This window comes from Roseibium sp. (assembly GCF_025698965.1).
Classification (GTDB): domain Bacteria; phylum Pseudomonadota; class Alphaproteobacteria; order Rhizobiales; family Stappiaceae; genus Roseibium.
The window spans coordinates 1-10,603 of the sequence record NZ_JAILWL010000218.1 but is presented as its reverse complement, the minus strand read 5'-3'; the positions used below and the strand labels follow the sequence as shown (position 1 = coordinate 10,603).

General features: G+C 57.7%; 22 protein-coding genes. All 22 read left to right on the top strand.

Features of this window, described 5'->3' with window-relative positions; translation table 11 throughout:
* Positions 1-3 precede the first annotated feature (3 nt).
* Positions 4-1,194 carry an elongation factor Tu gene (tuf, locus tag K5905_RS17760; protein ID WP_297586264.1) on the top strand — a complete coding sequence of 397 codons (1,191 nt, stop codon included), beginning with the start codon at positions 4-6 and terminating at the stop codon, positions 1,192-1,194.
* 72 nt (positions 1,195-1,266) lie between these two features.
* Complete coding sequence (gene rpsJ, locus K5905_RS17755) at positions 1,267-1,575, top strand: 30S ribosomal protein S10 (protein WP_006936455.1); 309 nt, start codon at positions 1,267-1,269, stop codon at positions 1,573-1,575.
* A gap of 23 nt (positions 1,576-1,598) precedes the next feature.
* On the top strand, positions 1,599-2,309 hold the full coding sequence (gene rplC, locus K5905_RS17750; protein WP_297586262.1) for a 50S ribosomal protein L3: 711 nt from the start codon (positions 1,599-1,601) through the stop codon (positions 2,307-2,309).
* Positions 2,309-2,929, top strand: coding sequence for a 50S ribosomal protein L4 (gene rplD, locus K5905_RS17745; protein WP_297586259.1), 621 nt, complete (start codon positions 2,309-2,311; stop codon positions 2,927-2,929). The genes rplC and rplD overlap by 1 nt, the downstream gene beginning before the upstream one ends.
* Entirely contained in the window at positions 2,926-3,219 is a 294-nt protein-coding gene (locus tag K5905_RS17740) for a 50S ribosomal protein L23 (protein WP_297586256.1), read from the top strand. The genes rplD and K5905_RS17740 overlap by 4 nt, the downstream gene beginning before the upstream one ends.
* A 19-nt stretch (positions 3,220-3,238) precedes the next feature.
* Entirely contained in the window at positions 3,239-4,072 is an 834-nt protein-coding gene (gene rplB, locus K5905_RS17735) for a 50S ribosomal protein L2 (protein ID WP_297586254.1), read from the top strand.
* 12 nt (positions 4,073-4,084) lie between these two features.
* A complete protein-coding gene (gene rpsS / locus K5905_RS17730) occupies positions 4,085-4,363 on the top strand; it encodes a 30S ribosomal protein S19 (RefSeq protein ID WP_148632529.1) in 279 nt (92 codons plus the stop codon).
* A gap of 2 nt (positions 4,364-4,365) precedes the next feature.
* Positions 4,366-4,746: a 50S ribosomal protein L22 gene (gene rplV / locus K5905_RS17725; RefSeq protein ID WP_297586251.1), complete on the top strand. Its 381-nt coding sequence runs from the start codon at positions 4,366-4,368 to the stop codon at positions 4,744-4,746.
* Positions 4,746-5,474 (top strand): 30S ribosomal protein S3, encoded by a 729-nt coding sequence (gene rpsC / locus K5905_RS17720; RefSeq protein WP_297586249.1) that lies wholly within the window; start codon positions 4,746-4,748, stop codon positions 5,472-5,474. Before rplV ends, rpsC begins: the two co-directional genes overlap by 1 nt.
* Positions 5,475-5,521: 47 nt before the next feature.
* A complete protein-coding gene (gene rplP, locus K5905_RS17715) occupies positions 5,522-5,935 on the top strand; it encodes a 50S ribosomal protein L16 (protein ID WP_055115933.1) in 414 nt (137 codons plus the stop codon).
* A gap of 19 nt (positions 5,936-5,954) precedes the next feature.
* Positions 5,955-6,155 carry a 50S ribosomal protein L29 gene (rpmC, locus tag K5905_RS17710; protein WP_297586246.1) on the top strand — a complete coding sequence of 67 codons (201 nt, stop codon included), beginning with the start codon at positions 5,955-5,957 and terminating at the stop codon, positions 6,153-6,155.
* 10 nt (positions 6,156-6,165) lie between these two features.
* Complete coding sequence (gene rpsQ, locus K5905_RS17705; protein WP_297586245.1) at positions 6,166-6,396, top strand: 30S ribosomal protein S17; 231 nt, start codon at positions 6,166-6,168, stop codon at positions 6,394-6,396.
* A gap of 69 nt (positions 6,397-6,465) precedes the next feature.
* On the top strand, positions 6,466-6,834 hold the full coding sequence (rplN, locus tag K5905_RS17700; RefSeq protein WP_008191626.1) for a 50S ribosomal protein L14: 369 nt from the start codon (positions 6,466-6,468) through the stop codon (positions 6,832-6,834).
* On the top strand, positions 6,834-7,151 hold the full coding sequence (gene rplX / locus K5905_RS17695; protein WP_297586243.1) for a 50S ribosomal protein L24: 318 nt from the start codon (positions 6,834-6,836) through the stop codon (positions 7,149-7,151). The genes rplN and rplX overlap by 1 nt, the downstream gene beginning before the upstream one ends.
* On the top strand, positions 7,144-7,701 hold the full coding sequence (rplE, locus tag K5905_RS17690; RefSeq protein ID WP_297586242.1) for a 50S ribosomal protein L5: 558 nt from the start codon (positions 7,144-7,146) through the stop codon (positions 7,699-7,701). Before rplX ends, rplE begins: the two co-directional genes overlap by 8 nt.
* A gap of 21 nt (positions 7,702-7,722) precedes the next feature.
* Positions 7,723-8,028, top strand: a complete 306-nt coding sequence (rpsN, locus tag K5905_RS17685; protein ID WP_029061783.1) for a 30S ribosomal protein S14 — start codon at positions 7,723-7,725, stop codon at positions 8,026-8,028.
* Positions 8,029-8,040: 12 nt separating this feature from the next.
* Positions 8,041-8,439 carry a 30S ribosomal protein S8 gene (gene rpsH / locus K5905_RS17680; RefSeq protein WP_297586241.1) on the top strand — a complete coding sequence of 133 codons (399 nt, stop codon included), beginning with the start codon at positions 8,041-8,043 and terminating at the stop codon, positions 8,437-8,439.
* A gap of 41 nt (positions 8,440-8,480) precedes the next feature.
* Positions 8,481-9,014, top strand: a complete 534-nt coding sequence (gene rplF, locus K5905_RS17675) for a 50S ribosomal protein L6 (protein WP_297586240.1) — start codon at positions 8,481-8,483, stop codon at positions 9,012-9,014.
* A gap of 12 nt (positions 9,015-9,026) precedes the next feature.
* On the top strand, positions 9,027-9,389 hold the full coding sequence (rplR, locus tag K5905_RS17670; protein ID WP_297586237.1) for a 50S ribosomal protein L18: 363 nt from the start codon (positions 9,027-9,029) through the stop codon (positions 9,387-9,389).
* Positions 9,390-9,430: 41 nt separating this feature from the next.
* A complete protein-coding gene (gene rpsE, locus K5905_RS17665; RefSeq protein WP_297586234.1) occupies positions 9,431-9,997 on the top strand; it encodes a 30S ribosomal protein S5 in 567 nt (188 codons plus the stop codon).
* A gap of 41 nt (positions 9,998-10,038) precedes the next feature.
* A complete protein-coding gene (gene rpmD, locus K5905_RS17660; RefSeq protein WP_006936433.1) occupies positions 10,039-10,236 on the top strand; it encodes a 50S ribosomal protein L30 in 198 nt (65 codons plus the stop codon).
* Between the two features lie 22 nt (positions 10,237-10,258).
* The coding region (rplO, locus tag K5905_RS17655; protein WP_297586232.1) for a 50S ribosomal protein L15 at positions 10,259-10,603 on the top strand (345 nt) is incomplete at its 3' end.

The window sequence follows — 10,603 nt, the reverse complement described above, 5'->3', positions numbered from 1 at the left end:
CCGATGGCGAAGGAAAAGTTTGAGCGCAATAAGCCGCACGTTAACATTGGCACGATTGGCCATGTTGACCACGGCAAGACGACGCTGACCGCTGCAATCACCATGACGCTGGCAGAAGCTGGCGGTGCTGAAGCAAAAGCATATGACGAGATCGACGGTGCGCCTGAAGAGAAGGCGCGTGGTATCACGATTTCGACGGCTCACGTTGAGTATGAGACGGAGAACCGTCACTATGCTCACGTTGACTGCCCTGGTCACGCTGACTACGTGAAGAACATGATCACGGGTGCTGCCCAGATGGATGGTGGCATTCTGGTTGTTTCTTCAGCTGACGGCCCGATGCCGCAGACCCGTGAGCACATTCTGCTTGCGCGTCAGGTTGGCGTTCCGGCTCTTGTTGTTTTCATGAACAAGGTTGACCAGGTCGACGACGAAGAGCTTCTTGAGCTTGTCGAAATGGAGATCCGTGAGCTTCTGTCTTCCTACGAGTTCCCGGGCGACGACATTCCGATCGTCAAGGGTTCTGCGCTGGCAGCAGTTGAGAACCGTGATCCGGCGATTGGCCGCGACGCGATCCGTGAGCTGATGGCTCAGGTTGACGCTTACATCCCGACGCCTGAGCGTCCGAAGGATCAGCCGTTCCTGATGCCGATCGAAGACGTGTTCTCGATCTCCGGCCGCGGTACGGTTGTGACCGGTCGTGTTGAGCGCGGTGTGATCAATGTGGGTGAAGAAGTCGAGATCGTCGGCATCAAGGACACCCAGAAGACAACCGTTACCGGTGTTGAAATGTTCCGCAAGCTGCTGGACAGCGGTGAAGCTGGCGACAACATCGGCGCACTGATCCGCGGTATCGGCCGTGAAGACGTTGAGCGTGGTCAGGTTCTGTGTAAGCCGGGTTCTGTTACCCCGCACACGAAGTTCAAGGCCGAGGCTTACATCCTCACCAAGGAAGAAGGTGGTCGTCACACCCCGTTCTTCACCAACTACCGCCCGCAGTTCTACTTCCGTACGACGGACGTGACCGGTGTGGTTTCTCTGCCGGAAGGCACTGAAATGGTGATGCCGGGCGACAACGTCTCAGTCGACGTTGAGCTGATCGTGCCGATCGCCATGGAAGAAGGCCTGCGCTTCGCTATCCGCGAAGGTGGCCGTACCGTCGGCGCCGGCGTCGTCGCATCCATCATCGAATAATCGACAGCCGGGCCTGCCGGCACGTTTGAACAAAACGCGGGCAGGCCCGCAGTCTTATTGGGAACAATAACAATGAACGGTCAGAATATCCGGATCCGCCTCAAGGCGTTTGACCACCGTATTCTCGACGCCTCCACGAAGGAGATCGTCAATACGGCTAAGCGGACCGGTGCTCAGGTACGGGGTCCCGTGCCGCTGCCGACGCGGATCGAGAAGTACACCGTGCTTCGCGGACCGCATATCGATAAGAAAAGCCGTGATCAGTTCGAGATGCGTACACACAAGCGCCTTCTCGACATCGTCGATCCGACCCCGCAGACCGTGGACGCGCTGATGAAGCTCGACCTGGCCGCTGGTGTCGACGTCGAGATCAAGCTTTAAGCCGGGCGGAAGGGGACACATCCATGCGTTCTGGAGTGATCGCTCAGAAAGTGGGCATGACCCGCATCTATAACGATGCAGGCGAGCATGTTCCGGTCACCGTTCTGCGGCTGGAAAATTGCCAGGTAGTAGCTCAACGGACTGACGAAAAGAATGGTTACAACGCACTGCAACTCGGTGCGGGTGGCCGTAAAGTTAAGAATACACCGAAGGCACTGCGCGGCCACTTTGCTGTTGCAAAGGTTGAGCCGAAGCGGACTGTTGCCGAGTTCCGCGTTTCCGCGGACAACCTGATCGATGTTGGCGCGGAAATGACCGCTGACCACTATGTCGAAGGCCAGTTCGTTGACGTGACCGGGACGTCCATCGGTAAAGGTTTTGCCGGTGCAATGAAGCGTCACAACTTCGGTGGTGGCCGTGCATCTCACGGTAACTCGATCTCGCACCGTTCGCACGGTTCCACCGGTCAATGTCAAGACCCGGGCCGCGTGTTCAAGGGCAAGAAAATGGCCGGTCATATGGGTGATGCCCGCGTGACCACGCAGAACCTGAAGGTTGTGCGCACTGATGTTGAGCGTGGCCTGATCATGGTTGAGGGCTCTGTTCCGGGCGCCAAGGGCGGCTGGATCCTGGTTCGCGACGCGATCAAAAAGGCGCTGCCGGAAAACGTTCCGGTTCCGGGTGCTTTCAAGGCATCTGAAGCGACTGCGGCCGCCGGGAAGGAGAGTGAGTGATGGAACTCCAGGTCAAGACCCTCGAAGGCGGGGCGGCCGGTTCGATCACGGTGTCTGACGAGATCTTTGGTCTCGAGCCGCGCACCGATTTGATCCACCGTGTGGTGCGTTGGCAGCTGGCCAAACGCCAGGCAGGTACGCACAAGACGCTGCAGCGTTCGGAAATCTCCGGTTCGACGAAGAAATTCGTTCGCCAGAAAGGTTCCGGCGGTGCCCGTCACGGCAACAAGAAGGCCCCGCAGTTCCGCGGTGGTGGCAAGGCATTCGGCCCGGTCGTTCGCGACCATGGCCATGACCTGCCGAAGAAGGTTCGCACCCTCGGCCTGAAGCATGTTCTGTCCGCGAAAGCCAAGGCAGACAGCATCGTCGTTGTTGAAGACGCGAAGGCAGCCGAAGCCAAGACCAAGGCTCTGAAGGCACAGCTCAACAAGCTCGGCCTCACCAGTGCTCTGGTTATCGACGGCGCTGAAGTCGACAACAATTTTGCACTGGCATCCCGCAACATTCCACATCTGGATGTGCTGCCGGTCCAGGGCATCAACGTTTACGACATCCTGCGGGCCAACACTCTGGTGTTGACCAAAGCTGCGGTGTCTGCACTTGAGGAGCGCTTTAAATGAGCAATCTTCCTCACTACGACAAGATCGTCGGTCCGGTAATCACCGAAAAGTCGACGATGGCTTCCGAAGAGAACAAAGTTGTCTTCAAAGTTGCCAACGACGCAACAAAGCCGGAAATCAAGGCCGCAGTCGAAGCGCTGTTCGGTGTCAAGGTCACAGCAGTGAATACCCTGGTCCGCAAGGGCAAGGTGAAGCGCTTCCGTGGACGTCTTGGCCGTCAGTCTGACTTCAAAAAGGCCGTCGTTACGCTGCAGGACGGTCACGGCATTGACGTGACCACCGGGCTCTAAGACGGGGACTTTAAGAAAAATGGCACTTAAGACATTCAATCCGACGTCCCCAGGCCGCCGTCAGCTCGTTCAGGTTGATCGCTCGGGTCTGTGGAAGGGCAAGCCGGTCAAGACGCTGACCGAAGGCCTGTCCAAGTCCGGCGGTCGTAACAACACCGGTCGACTGACGTCTCCAAACCGCGGTGGCGGTCACAAGCGGTCCTACCGTCTTGTTGACTTCAAACGTCGCAAATGGGACGTACCGGCAACGGTCGAGCGCCTGGAATATGATCCGAACCGGACCGCATTCATCGCTCTGATCCGTTACGAAGACGGCGAGTTGAGCTACATCCTGGCTCCGCAACGTCTGGCAGCAGGCGACACTGTCGTTGCTGGCGAGAACGTTGACGTCAAGCCGGGCAACGCAGCTCCGCTGTCGCGCATTCCGGTCGGTACGATCGTCCACAACATCGAGCTGAAGCCCGGTAAGGGCGCTCAGATCGCTCGTTCTGCCGGCGCATTTGTTCAGATCGTCGGCCGCGACCAGGGTTACACCACGCTGCGCCTGATGTCTGGCGAACAGCGCCGTGTCCTCGGCACTTGCATGGCTACCATTGGCGCTGTGTCCAACCCGGACCACGCCAACATCAACCTCGGCAAGGCCGGCCGTTCCCGCTGGCTTGGCATTCGCCCGCATACTCGCGGTGTTGCCATGAACCCGATCGACCACCCGCATGGTGGTGGTGAAGGCAGGACCTCCGGCGGTCGTCATCCGGTTACCCCTTGGGGTAAACCGACCAAAGGTAAGCGCACGCGGCGCAATAAGCAGACTGATAAGTATATCGTCCGCAGCCGCCACGCGCGTAAGAAGTAAAGGGCAAGGATCGTGGCACGTTCGATCTGGAAAGGTCCGTTTGTCGACGGGTATCTGCTGAAAAAAGCGGACAAGGTTCGTGAATCCGGCCGGAACGAGGTCATCAAGACCTGGAGCCGCCGCTCAACGATCCTTCCGCAGTTCGTAGGTTTGACCTTCGGCGTCTACAACGGTCAAAAGCACGTTCCGGTGCTGGTGTCTGAAGAGATGATTGGTCACAAGTTCGGTGAGTTTTCTCCGACCCGGACCTACTACGGACACGGCGCCGACAAGAAGGCGAAGAGGAAGTAACGATGGGCAAGCCGAAGCGTGAGCGGACGCTCGCTGACAACGAGGCTCGGGCAATGACCCGCATGATACGCGTTTCACCGCGTAAGCTGAACCTCGTTGCGGCCTCGATCCGTGGCAAAAAAGTCGGTTCCGCGATTGCGGACCTGACATTTTCCCGCAAGCGCATCGCGCAGGACGTCAAGAAAACCCTGATGTCTGCCGTTGCGAACGCGGAAAACAATCACGAGCTGGACATCGACAACCTGGTGGTTGCCGAAGCACATGTTGGCAAGGCTTTTGTCATCAAGCGGTTCCAGGCCCGTGCACGTGGACGTGTTGGCCGGATCGAGAAGCCGTTCTCGAACCTGACCATCGTTGTGCGTGAAGTTGAGGAGACTGCCTGATGGGACATAAAGTAAACCCGATCGGCATGCGCCTCGGGATCAACCGCACCTGGGATTCCCGCTGGTACGCTAACAAGAACGAATACGGCGATCTTCTTCATGAAGATTTCCGCATCCGTGAGTTCCTGTTGAAGGAACTGAAGCAGGCAGCGGTTTCCAAAGTAGTTATCGAGCGCCCGCACAAAAAGTGCCGCGTGTCCATTCATTCCGGTCGTCCGGGTGTGGTCATCGGTAAAAAGGGTGCCGACATCGAGCGTCTTCGCAAGAAGATTGCCGACATCACCAATTCGGAAGTGCATCTCAACATTGTTGAAGTGCGCAAGCCGGAAATCGATGCGACCCTGGTTGCCGCTTCTATCGCTCAGCAGCTGGAACGCCGTGTTGCCTTCCGCCGCGCCATGAAACGGGCTGTTCAGTCCGCCATGCGTCTCGGCGCCCAGGGCATCCGGATCAACTGCGGCGGCCGTCTTGGCGGTGCGGAAATCGCACGTATCGAATGGTACCGGGAAGGCCGCGTGCCGCTTCACACTCTGCGTGCCGACATCGACTACGGTGTTGCAAGCGCTCACACGGCTTACGGCGTGTGCGGTGTGAAGGTCTGGATCTTCAAGGGTGAAATTCTGGAGCATGATCCGATGGCGTCTGAACGCCGGGCGACCGCTGCTTCCGAAGGTAGCCAGGGTGATCGCGGCGGACGCCGGGATCGGGGCCGCGAGCGCGCAGCTTAATTCAAGCTGCCTGCCGCTCGTAAGATAAGAAAGACGAGAGAAGAACGATGCTGCAACCGAAGCGCACAAAGTTCCGCAAGCAGCACAAAGGCCGCATCCACGGCTTGTCGAAGGGGGGGACTGACCTCAACTTCGGCGCATTCGGTCTGAAGGCTCTGGAGCCGGAGCGTGTTACTGCACGCCAGATCGAAGCGGCCCGTCGTGCTATGACCCGTCACATGAAACGTGCGGGTCGTGTTTGGATCCGTATCTTCCCGGACGTTCCGGTTTCTTCGAAACCTGCTGAAGTCCGCATGGGTAAGGGTAAGGGTTCTCCGGATTACTGGGCTTGCCGTGTCAAGCCGGGCCGGATCATGTTCGAAATCGATGGTGTGCCGGAAGACATTGCGCGTGAAGCCATGCGTCTTGCGGCTGCCAAACTGCCGATCAAGTGCCGCTTCGTTCAGCGTATCGGCGAGTAGGCAGGCGAGGAGTTAAGCCATGAAGGCTACCGATGTACGGGCTAAGACCCTCGATGAGCTCCGCACCGAGCTCGAAGGTTTGAAGAAAGAGCAGTTCAACCTGCGCTTCCAGAAAGCCACGGGGCAGCTTGAAAACACTGCGCGTGTCCGGCAAATCCGCCGCGACATCGCACGTATCCAGACGATCATGCGCGAGCAGCGCGTGTCGGCGAACGCGTAAGGAGACGGCCATGCCGAAGCGTATCCTGCAGGGCACCGTTGTCAGCGACGCCAATGACAAGACGGTGACGGTGAATGTGGAGCGTCGCTTCACGCACCCGCTGCTGAAAAAGACTGTGCGCCGGACCAAGAAGTACCGCGCACATGATGAAAGCAACCAGTACAAGGTTGGTGACTCTGTTCAGATTGAAGAGTGCTCACCAATCTCCAAAAACAAACGTTGGACTGTGGTCGCTCAGTGACCACGCTCCATTCAGTGAGCATCAGGCGCCCGTGACCCGTGCGCCAATAGAAGAACAAGGCAGCCAGTCATGATTCAGATGCAAACAAACCTCGACGTCGCGGATAATTCCGGCGCCCGTCGTGTCATGTGCATCAAAGTGCTCGGCGGCTCCAAGCGTAAATATGCCCAGGTTGGCGACATCATCGTCGTCTCCGTAAAAGAGGCTATTCCGCGGGGCCGCGTTAAGAAGGGCGACGTGATGAAGGCTGTCGTCGTGCGCACGGCAAAGGATATCCGCCGTCCCGATGGCAGCGTGATCCGGTTCGACCGCAATGCGGCCGTGCTGGTCAATAACAACAAGGAGCCGGTCGGTACCCGTATTTTTGGTCCGGTGCCGCGCGAACTCCGTGCAAAGAACCACATGAAAATCATTTCGCTCGCGCCGGAGGTGCTCTGATGGCTGCGAAAATTAAAAAAGGCGACACGGTGGTTGTGCTGACCGGCCGTGACAAGGGTAAGTCCGGCGAAGTCATTCAGGTTCTGCCGACTGACGGCAAGGCTCTGGTCCGCGGCATCAACATGGTTCGCCGCCACCAGAAGCAGACCCAGACGCAGGAAGCTGGCATCGTGTCCAAAGAGGCACCGATCCACATGTCCAACATTGCTCTGGCCGATCCGAAGGACGGCAAGGCGACTCGCGTCGGCTTCAAAGTTCAGGACGATGGCACAAAGGTTCGTGTGGCCAAGCGTTCGGGAGACCTGATCGATGGCTGAGACCACTTACGTGCCGCGTCTTAAGACGCATTACAATGAAGTCGTGCGCAAGCAGCTTCTGGAGAAATTCCAGTACGAGAACGTCATGCAGGTTCCGCAACTGGAAAAGATCGTGCTGAACATCGGCGTTGGCGAGGCAGTTGGAGATTCCAAAAAAGCTCGCACAGCAGCTGAAGACCTGGCTGCGATTGCCGGTCAGAAGCCGGTCATCACCAAGGCGAAAAAATCCATCGCGACCTTCAAGGTTCGTGAAGGCATGCCGCTTGGTGCGAAGGTGACCCTGCGCCGTCAGCAGATGTACGAATTCATGGACCGTCTGATCACAATCGCGCTGCCGCGTGTTCGTGACTTCCGTGGTCTGAATCCGAAGAGCTTCGACGGTCGCGGCAACTACGCCATGGGCATCAAAGAACACATCGTGTTTCCGGAAATCGAGTACGACAAGGTCGACCAGATCTGGGGCATGGATGTGATTGTTTGCACCACGGCGCCGACGGATGACGAGGCGCGCGAGCTTCTGCGCGCGTTCAACTTCCCGTTCACGAAGTAACGGGCAAGGAAGGGAACGACGATGGCGAAGAAAAGCGCAATCGAGAAAAACAAGCGCCGCGAGAAGCTTGTCAAGAAATATGCTGAGAAGCGCTCCGCTCTGAAGGCAATGGCGAAAGACGAAAGCCTGTCCTTGGAAGAGCGTTACAACGCACGCCTGAAGCTGGCGAAACTACCGCGGAACTCCGCGCCGAACCGCGTTCGCAACCGTTGCGAAGTGTCCGGCCGTCCGCGCGGTTACTATCGCAAGCTGAAGATGTCGCGTATTGCGCTTCGTGAACTGGGTTCCCTGGGTAAAATCCCGGGCCTGGTCAAGTCGAGCTGGTAAGGAGAAACTCCGATGGCAATTTCTGATCCGTTGGGGGATATGCTGACCCGGATTCGCAACGCACAAATGCGTCGCAAGAACAAGGTTAGCTCACCAAATTCCAAATTGCGCGCTCACGTACTTGATGTGCTCGCAAAAGAAGGCTACATCCGTGGCTACACCACGGTTGACTACGAGGGCGGTAAGTCCGAGTTGGAAATCGAACTGAAGTATTTCGATGGTGAACCGGTTATCCGCACGATTGAGCGGGTTTCCAAGCCGGGCCGCCGCGTGTACTCATCGGTGAAAAACATCCCGCATGTCTCTAATGGGCTGGGCGTGTCGATCATTTCGACTCCGCGTGGCGTCATGAGCGACCATCAGGCGCGTGATGAGAACGTAGGTGGTGAGGTTCTTTGCCGCGTCTTCTGATGCGGCATCCTCACTTTTAGAAAAACGACAAGGTTGGTCAAATGTCTCGTATTGGCAAAAAGCCAGTCCCCGTGCCAAGCGGGGTAACGGCATCGATCGACGGTCAGACAGTTACGATCAAGGGCCCGAAAGGCGAAAAGTCTTTCGTGCTCAATGATCTTGTTCTGGCCGAAATGACAGATGATGGGATCAAGATTGATCCGCGTGGCGCTTCCAAAGCCGCTCGCTCCATGTGGGGCATGAGCCGGACCATGGTTGCAAACCTGATTACTGGTGTTACAGACGGTTTCAAAAAAGACCTCGCAATCACCGGTGTCGGTTACCGCGCCCAGATCCAGGGTCAAAACCTTCAGCTGGCGCTGGGTTTCTCGCACGACGTTGTTTATCCGATTCCGGATGGCATCGAAATCAAGTGCCCGAAACCGACGGAAATCAGCATCGCAGGTACTGACAAACAGCGTGTTGGTCAGGTAGCGGCTGAAATCCGCGAATTCCGCCCGCCGGAGCCGTATAAAGGCAAAGGCGTTCGTTATGCAGACGAGTTTATCGTCCGCAAAGAAGGCAAGAAGAAGTAACGGACCAAGATCATGGCGAACAGCAAACAAGCTTTCGAACGCCGCCGCGATCGCGTGCGTCGTTCGATCAGGAAAGCCGCCGGCGAGCGCCCGCGCCTTTCTATCTTCCGCTCGTCGAAGCAGATCTACGCCCAGATCATTGACGATGCGAAGGGGCACACGATTGCCTCTGCTTCAACGATCGAAAAAGATCTCAAGGGCAGCCTGAAAACGGGCGCCGACGTATCTGCAGCTGCAGCCGTCGGCAAGCTTGTCGCAGAGCGTGCAGTTGCCGCTGGCGTTAAGCAGGTCGTGTTCGACCGTGGTGGGTACATGTATCATGGGCGCGTTAAAGCGCTTGCTGATGCGGCCCGCGAAGGTGGACTTGAATTCTGACCAGCGCCCGTTGGCGCTCTTAAGAACGGAAGACATATAAAATGGCGAGACAGGATAATCGCGATCGCGACGAGCGAGACAGCGAATTCGTCGACAAGCTCGTTCACATCAACCGCGTTGCCAAAGTGGTCAAGGGTGGCCGTCGTTTCGGCTTCGCCGCATTGGTAGTGGTTGGTGACCAGAAGGGCCGTGTCGGCTTCGGTCATGGCAAAGCACGTGAAGTGCCGGAAGCCATCCGTAAAGCAACAGAAGCTGCAAAGCGCACCATGATCCGTGTGCCTCTGCGCGAAGGCCGGACGCTGCACCACGATGTGGAAGGCCGTCACGGTGCTGGTAAAGTGCTGCTGCGTGCCGCTCCGGCTGGTACGGGTATCATTGCCGGTGGCCCGATGCGTGCAGTCTTCGAAACGCTTGGCGTTCAGGACGTTGTGGCAAAGTCGCTGGGGACTTCAAACCCCTACAACATGGTTCGTGCAACATTTGCTGCGCTGACCAAGGAAGACAGCCCGCGCTCCGTCGCTGCCCGCCGTGGCCTCAAGGTCTCAGTGCTGCAGTCTCGGCGTCGTGACAACAACGAAGAGGCGGCTCCGGCTGCCGCTGAGGCTTGACCTTAGCGGCTCCAGCCCCCAGCTGAGAGAGGGTAGTTCCCATGGCGAACACCGAAAAGACTGTTACGGTCGAACAGATCGGCAGCCCGCTGCGCCGTCCTAAGGACCAGCGCGCGACGCTCGTCGGTCTCGGCCTGAACAAGATGCACCGCCGTTCCACGCTGAAGGATACTCCGGAAGTACGCGGCATGATCAATAAGGTCCAGCATCTCGTTCGCGTCGTCGAAGACAACGCATAAGAACGAGGTGAGGAGAGAAAACATGAAGCTCAACGAACTTCGTGACAACGAAGGTGCCGTCCAAGAGCGCACTCGCGTTGGTCGCGGTATCGGTTCTGGCAAAGGCAAGACCGGTGGCCGTGGTGTAAAGGGTCAGAAGTCCCGTTCCGGCGTTGCGATCAAAGGCTTTGAAGGCGGTCAGATGCCGCTTCATCGCCGTCTGCCGAAGCGCGGCTTCACGAACATTTTTGCCAAGGACTACAACACTGTGTCCGTCGGCCGTGTTCAGAAGGCCATCGATGCAGGCAAACTCAACGCTTCCGAGACGGTTACCGTCGAAGTGCTGAAAGCTGCCGGCGTCGTCAAGCGGGTCCGTGATGGTGTGCGC

Excerpts from the sequence above, each read along its gene's own strand:
- tuf (WP_297586264.1), top strand. The coding sequence starts at position 4 with ATGGCGAAGGAAAAGTTTGAGCGCAATAAGCCGCACGTTAACATTGGC.
- rpsJ (WP_006936455.1), top strand. The coding sequence starts at position 1,267 with ATGAACGGTCAGAATATCCGGATCCGCCTCAAGGCGTTTGACCACCGT.
- rplC (WP_297586262.1), top strand. The coding sequence starts at position 1,599 with ATGCGTTCTGGAGTGATCGCTCAGAAAGTGGGCATGACCCGCATCTAT.
- rplD (WP_297586259.1), top strand. The coding sequence starts at position 2,309 with ATGGAACTCCAGGTCAAGACCCTCGAAGGCGGGGCGGCCGGTTCGATC.
- K5905_RS17740 (WP_297586256.1), top strand. The coding sequence starts at position 2,926 with ATGAGCAATCTTCCTCACTACGACAAGATCGTCGGTCCGGTAATCACC.
- rplB (WP_297586254.1), top strand. The coding sequence starts at position 3,239 with ATGGCACTTAAGACATTCAATCCGACGTCCCCAGGCCGCCGTCAGCTC.
- rplV (WP_297586251.1), top strand. The coding sequence starts at position 4,366 with ATGGGCAAGCCGAAGCGTGAGCGGACGCTCGCTGACAACGAGGCTCGG.
- rpsC (WP_297586249.1), top strand. The coding sequence starts at position 4,746 with ATGGGACATAAAGTAAACCCGATCGGCATGCGCCTCGGGATCAACCGC.
- rplP (WP_055115933.1), top strand. The coding sequence starts at position 5,522 with ATGCTGCAACCGAAGCGCACAAAGTTCCGCAAGCAGCACAAAGGCCGC.
- rpmC (WP_297586246.1), top strand. The coding sequence starts at position 5,955 with ATGAAGGCTACCGATGTACGGGCTAAGACCCTCGATGAGCTCCGCACC.
- rpsQ (WP_297586245.1), top strand. The coding sequence starts at position 6,166 with ATGCCGAAGCGTATCCTGCAGGGCACCGTTGTCAGCGACGCCAATGAC.
- rplN (WP_008191626.1), top strand. The coding sequence starts at position 6,466 with ATGATTCAGATGCAAACAAACCTCGACGTCGCGGATAATTCCGGCGCC.
- rplX (WP_297586243.1), top strand. The coding sequence starts at position 6,834 with ATGGCTGCGAAAATTAAAAAAGGCGACACGGTGGTTGTGCTGACCGGC.
- rplE (WP_297586242.1), top strand. The coding sequence starts at position 7,144 with ATGGCTGAGACCACTTACGTGCCGCGTCTTAAGACGCATTACAATGAA.
- rpsN (WP_029061783.1), top strand. The coding sequence starts at position 7,723 with ATGGCGAAGAAAAGCGCAATCGAGAAAAACAAGCGCCGCGAGAAGCTT.
- rpsH (WP_297586241.1), top strand. The coding sequence starts at position 8,041 with ATGGCAATTTCTGATCCGTTGGGGGATATGCTGACCCGGATTCGCAAC.
- rplF (WP_297586240.1), top strand. The coding sequence starts at position 8,481 with ATGTCTCGTATTGGCAAAAAGCCAGTCCCCGTGCCAAGCGGGGTAACG.
- rplR (WP_297586237.1), top strand. The coding sequence starts at position 9,027 with ATGGCGAACAGCAAACAAGCTTTCGAACGCCGCCGCGATCGCGTGCGT.
- rpsE (WP_297586234.1), top strand. The coding sequence starts at position 9,431 with ATGGCGAGACAGGATAATCGCGATCGCGACGAGCGAGACAGCGAATTC.
- rpmD (WP_006936433.1), top strand. The coding sequence starts at position 10,039 with ATGGCGAACACCGAAAAGACTGTTACGGTCGAACAGATCGGCAGCCCG.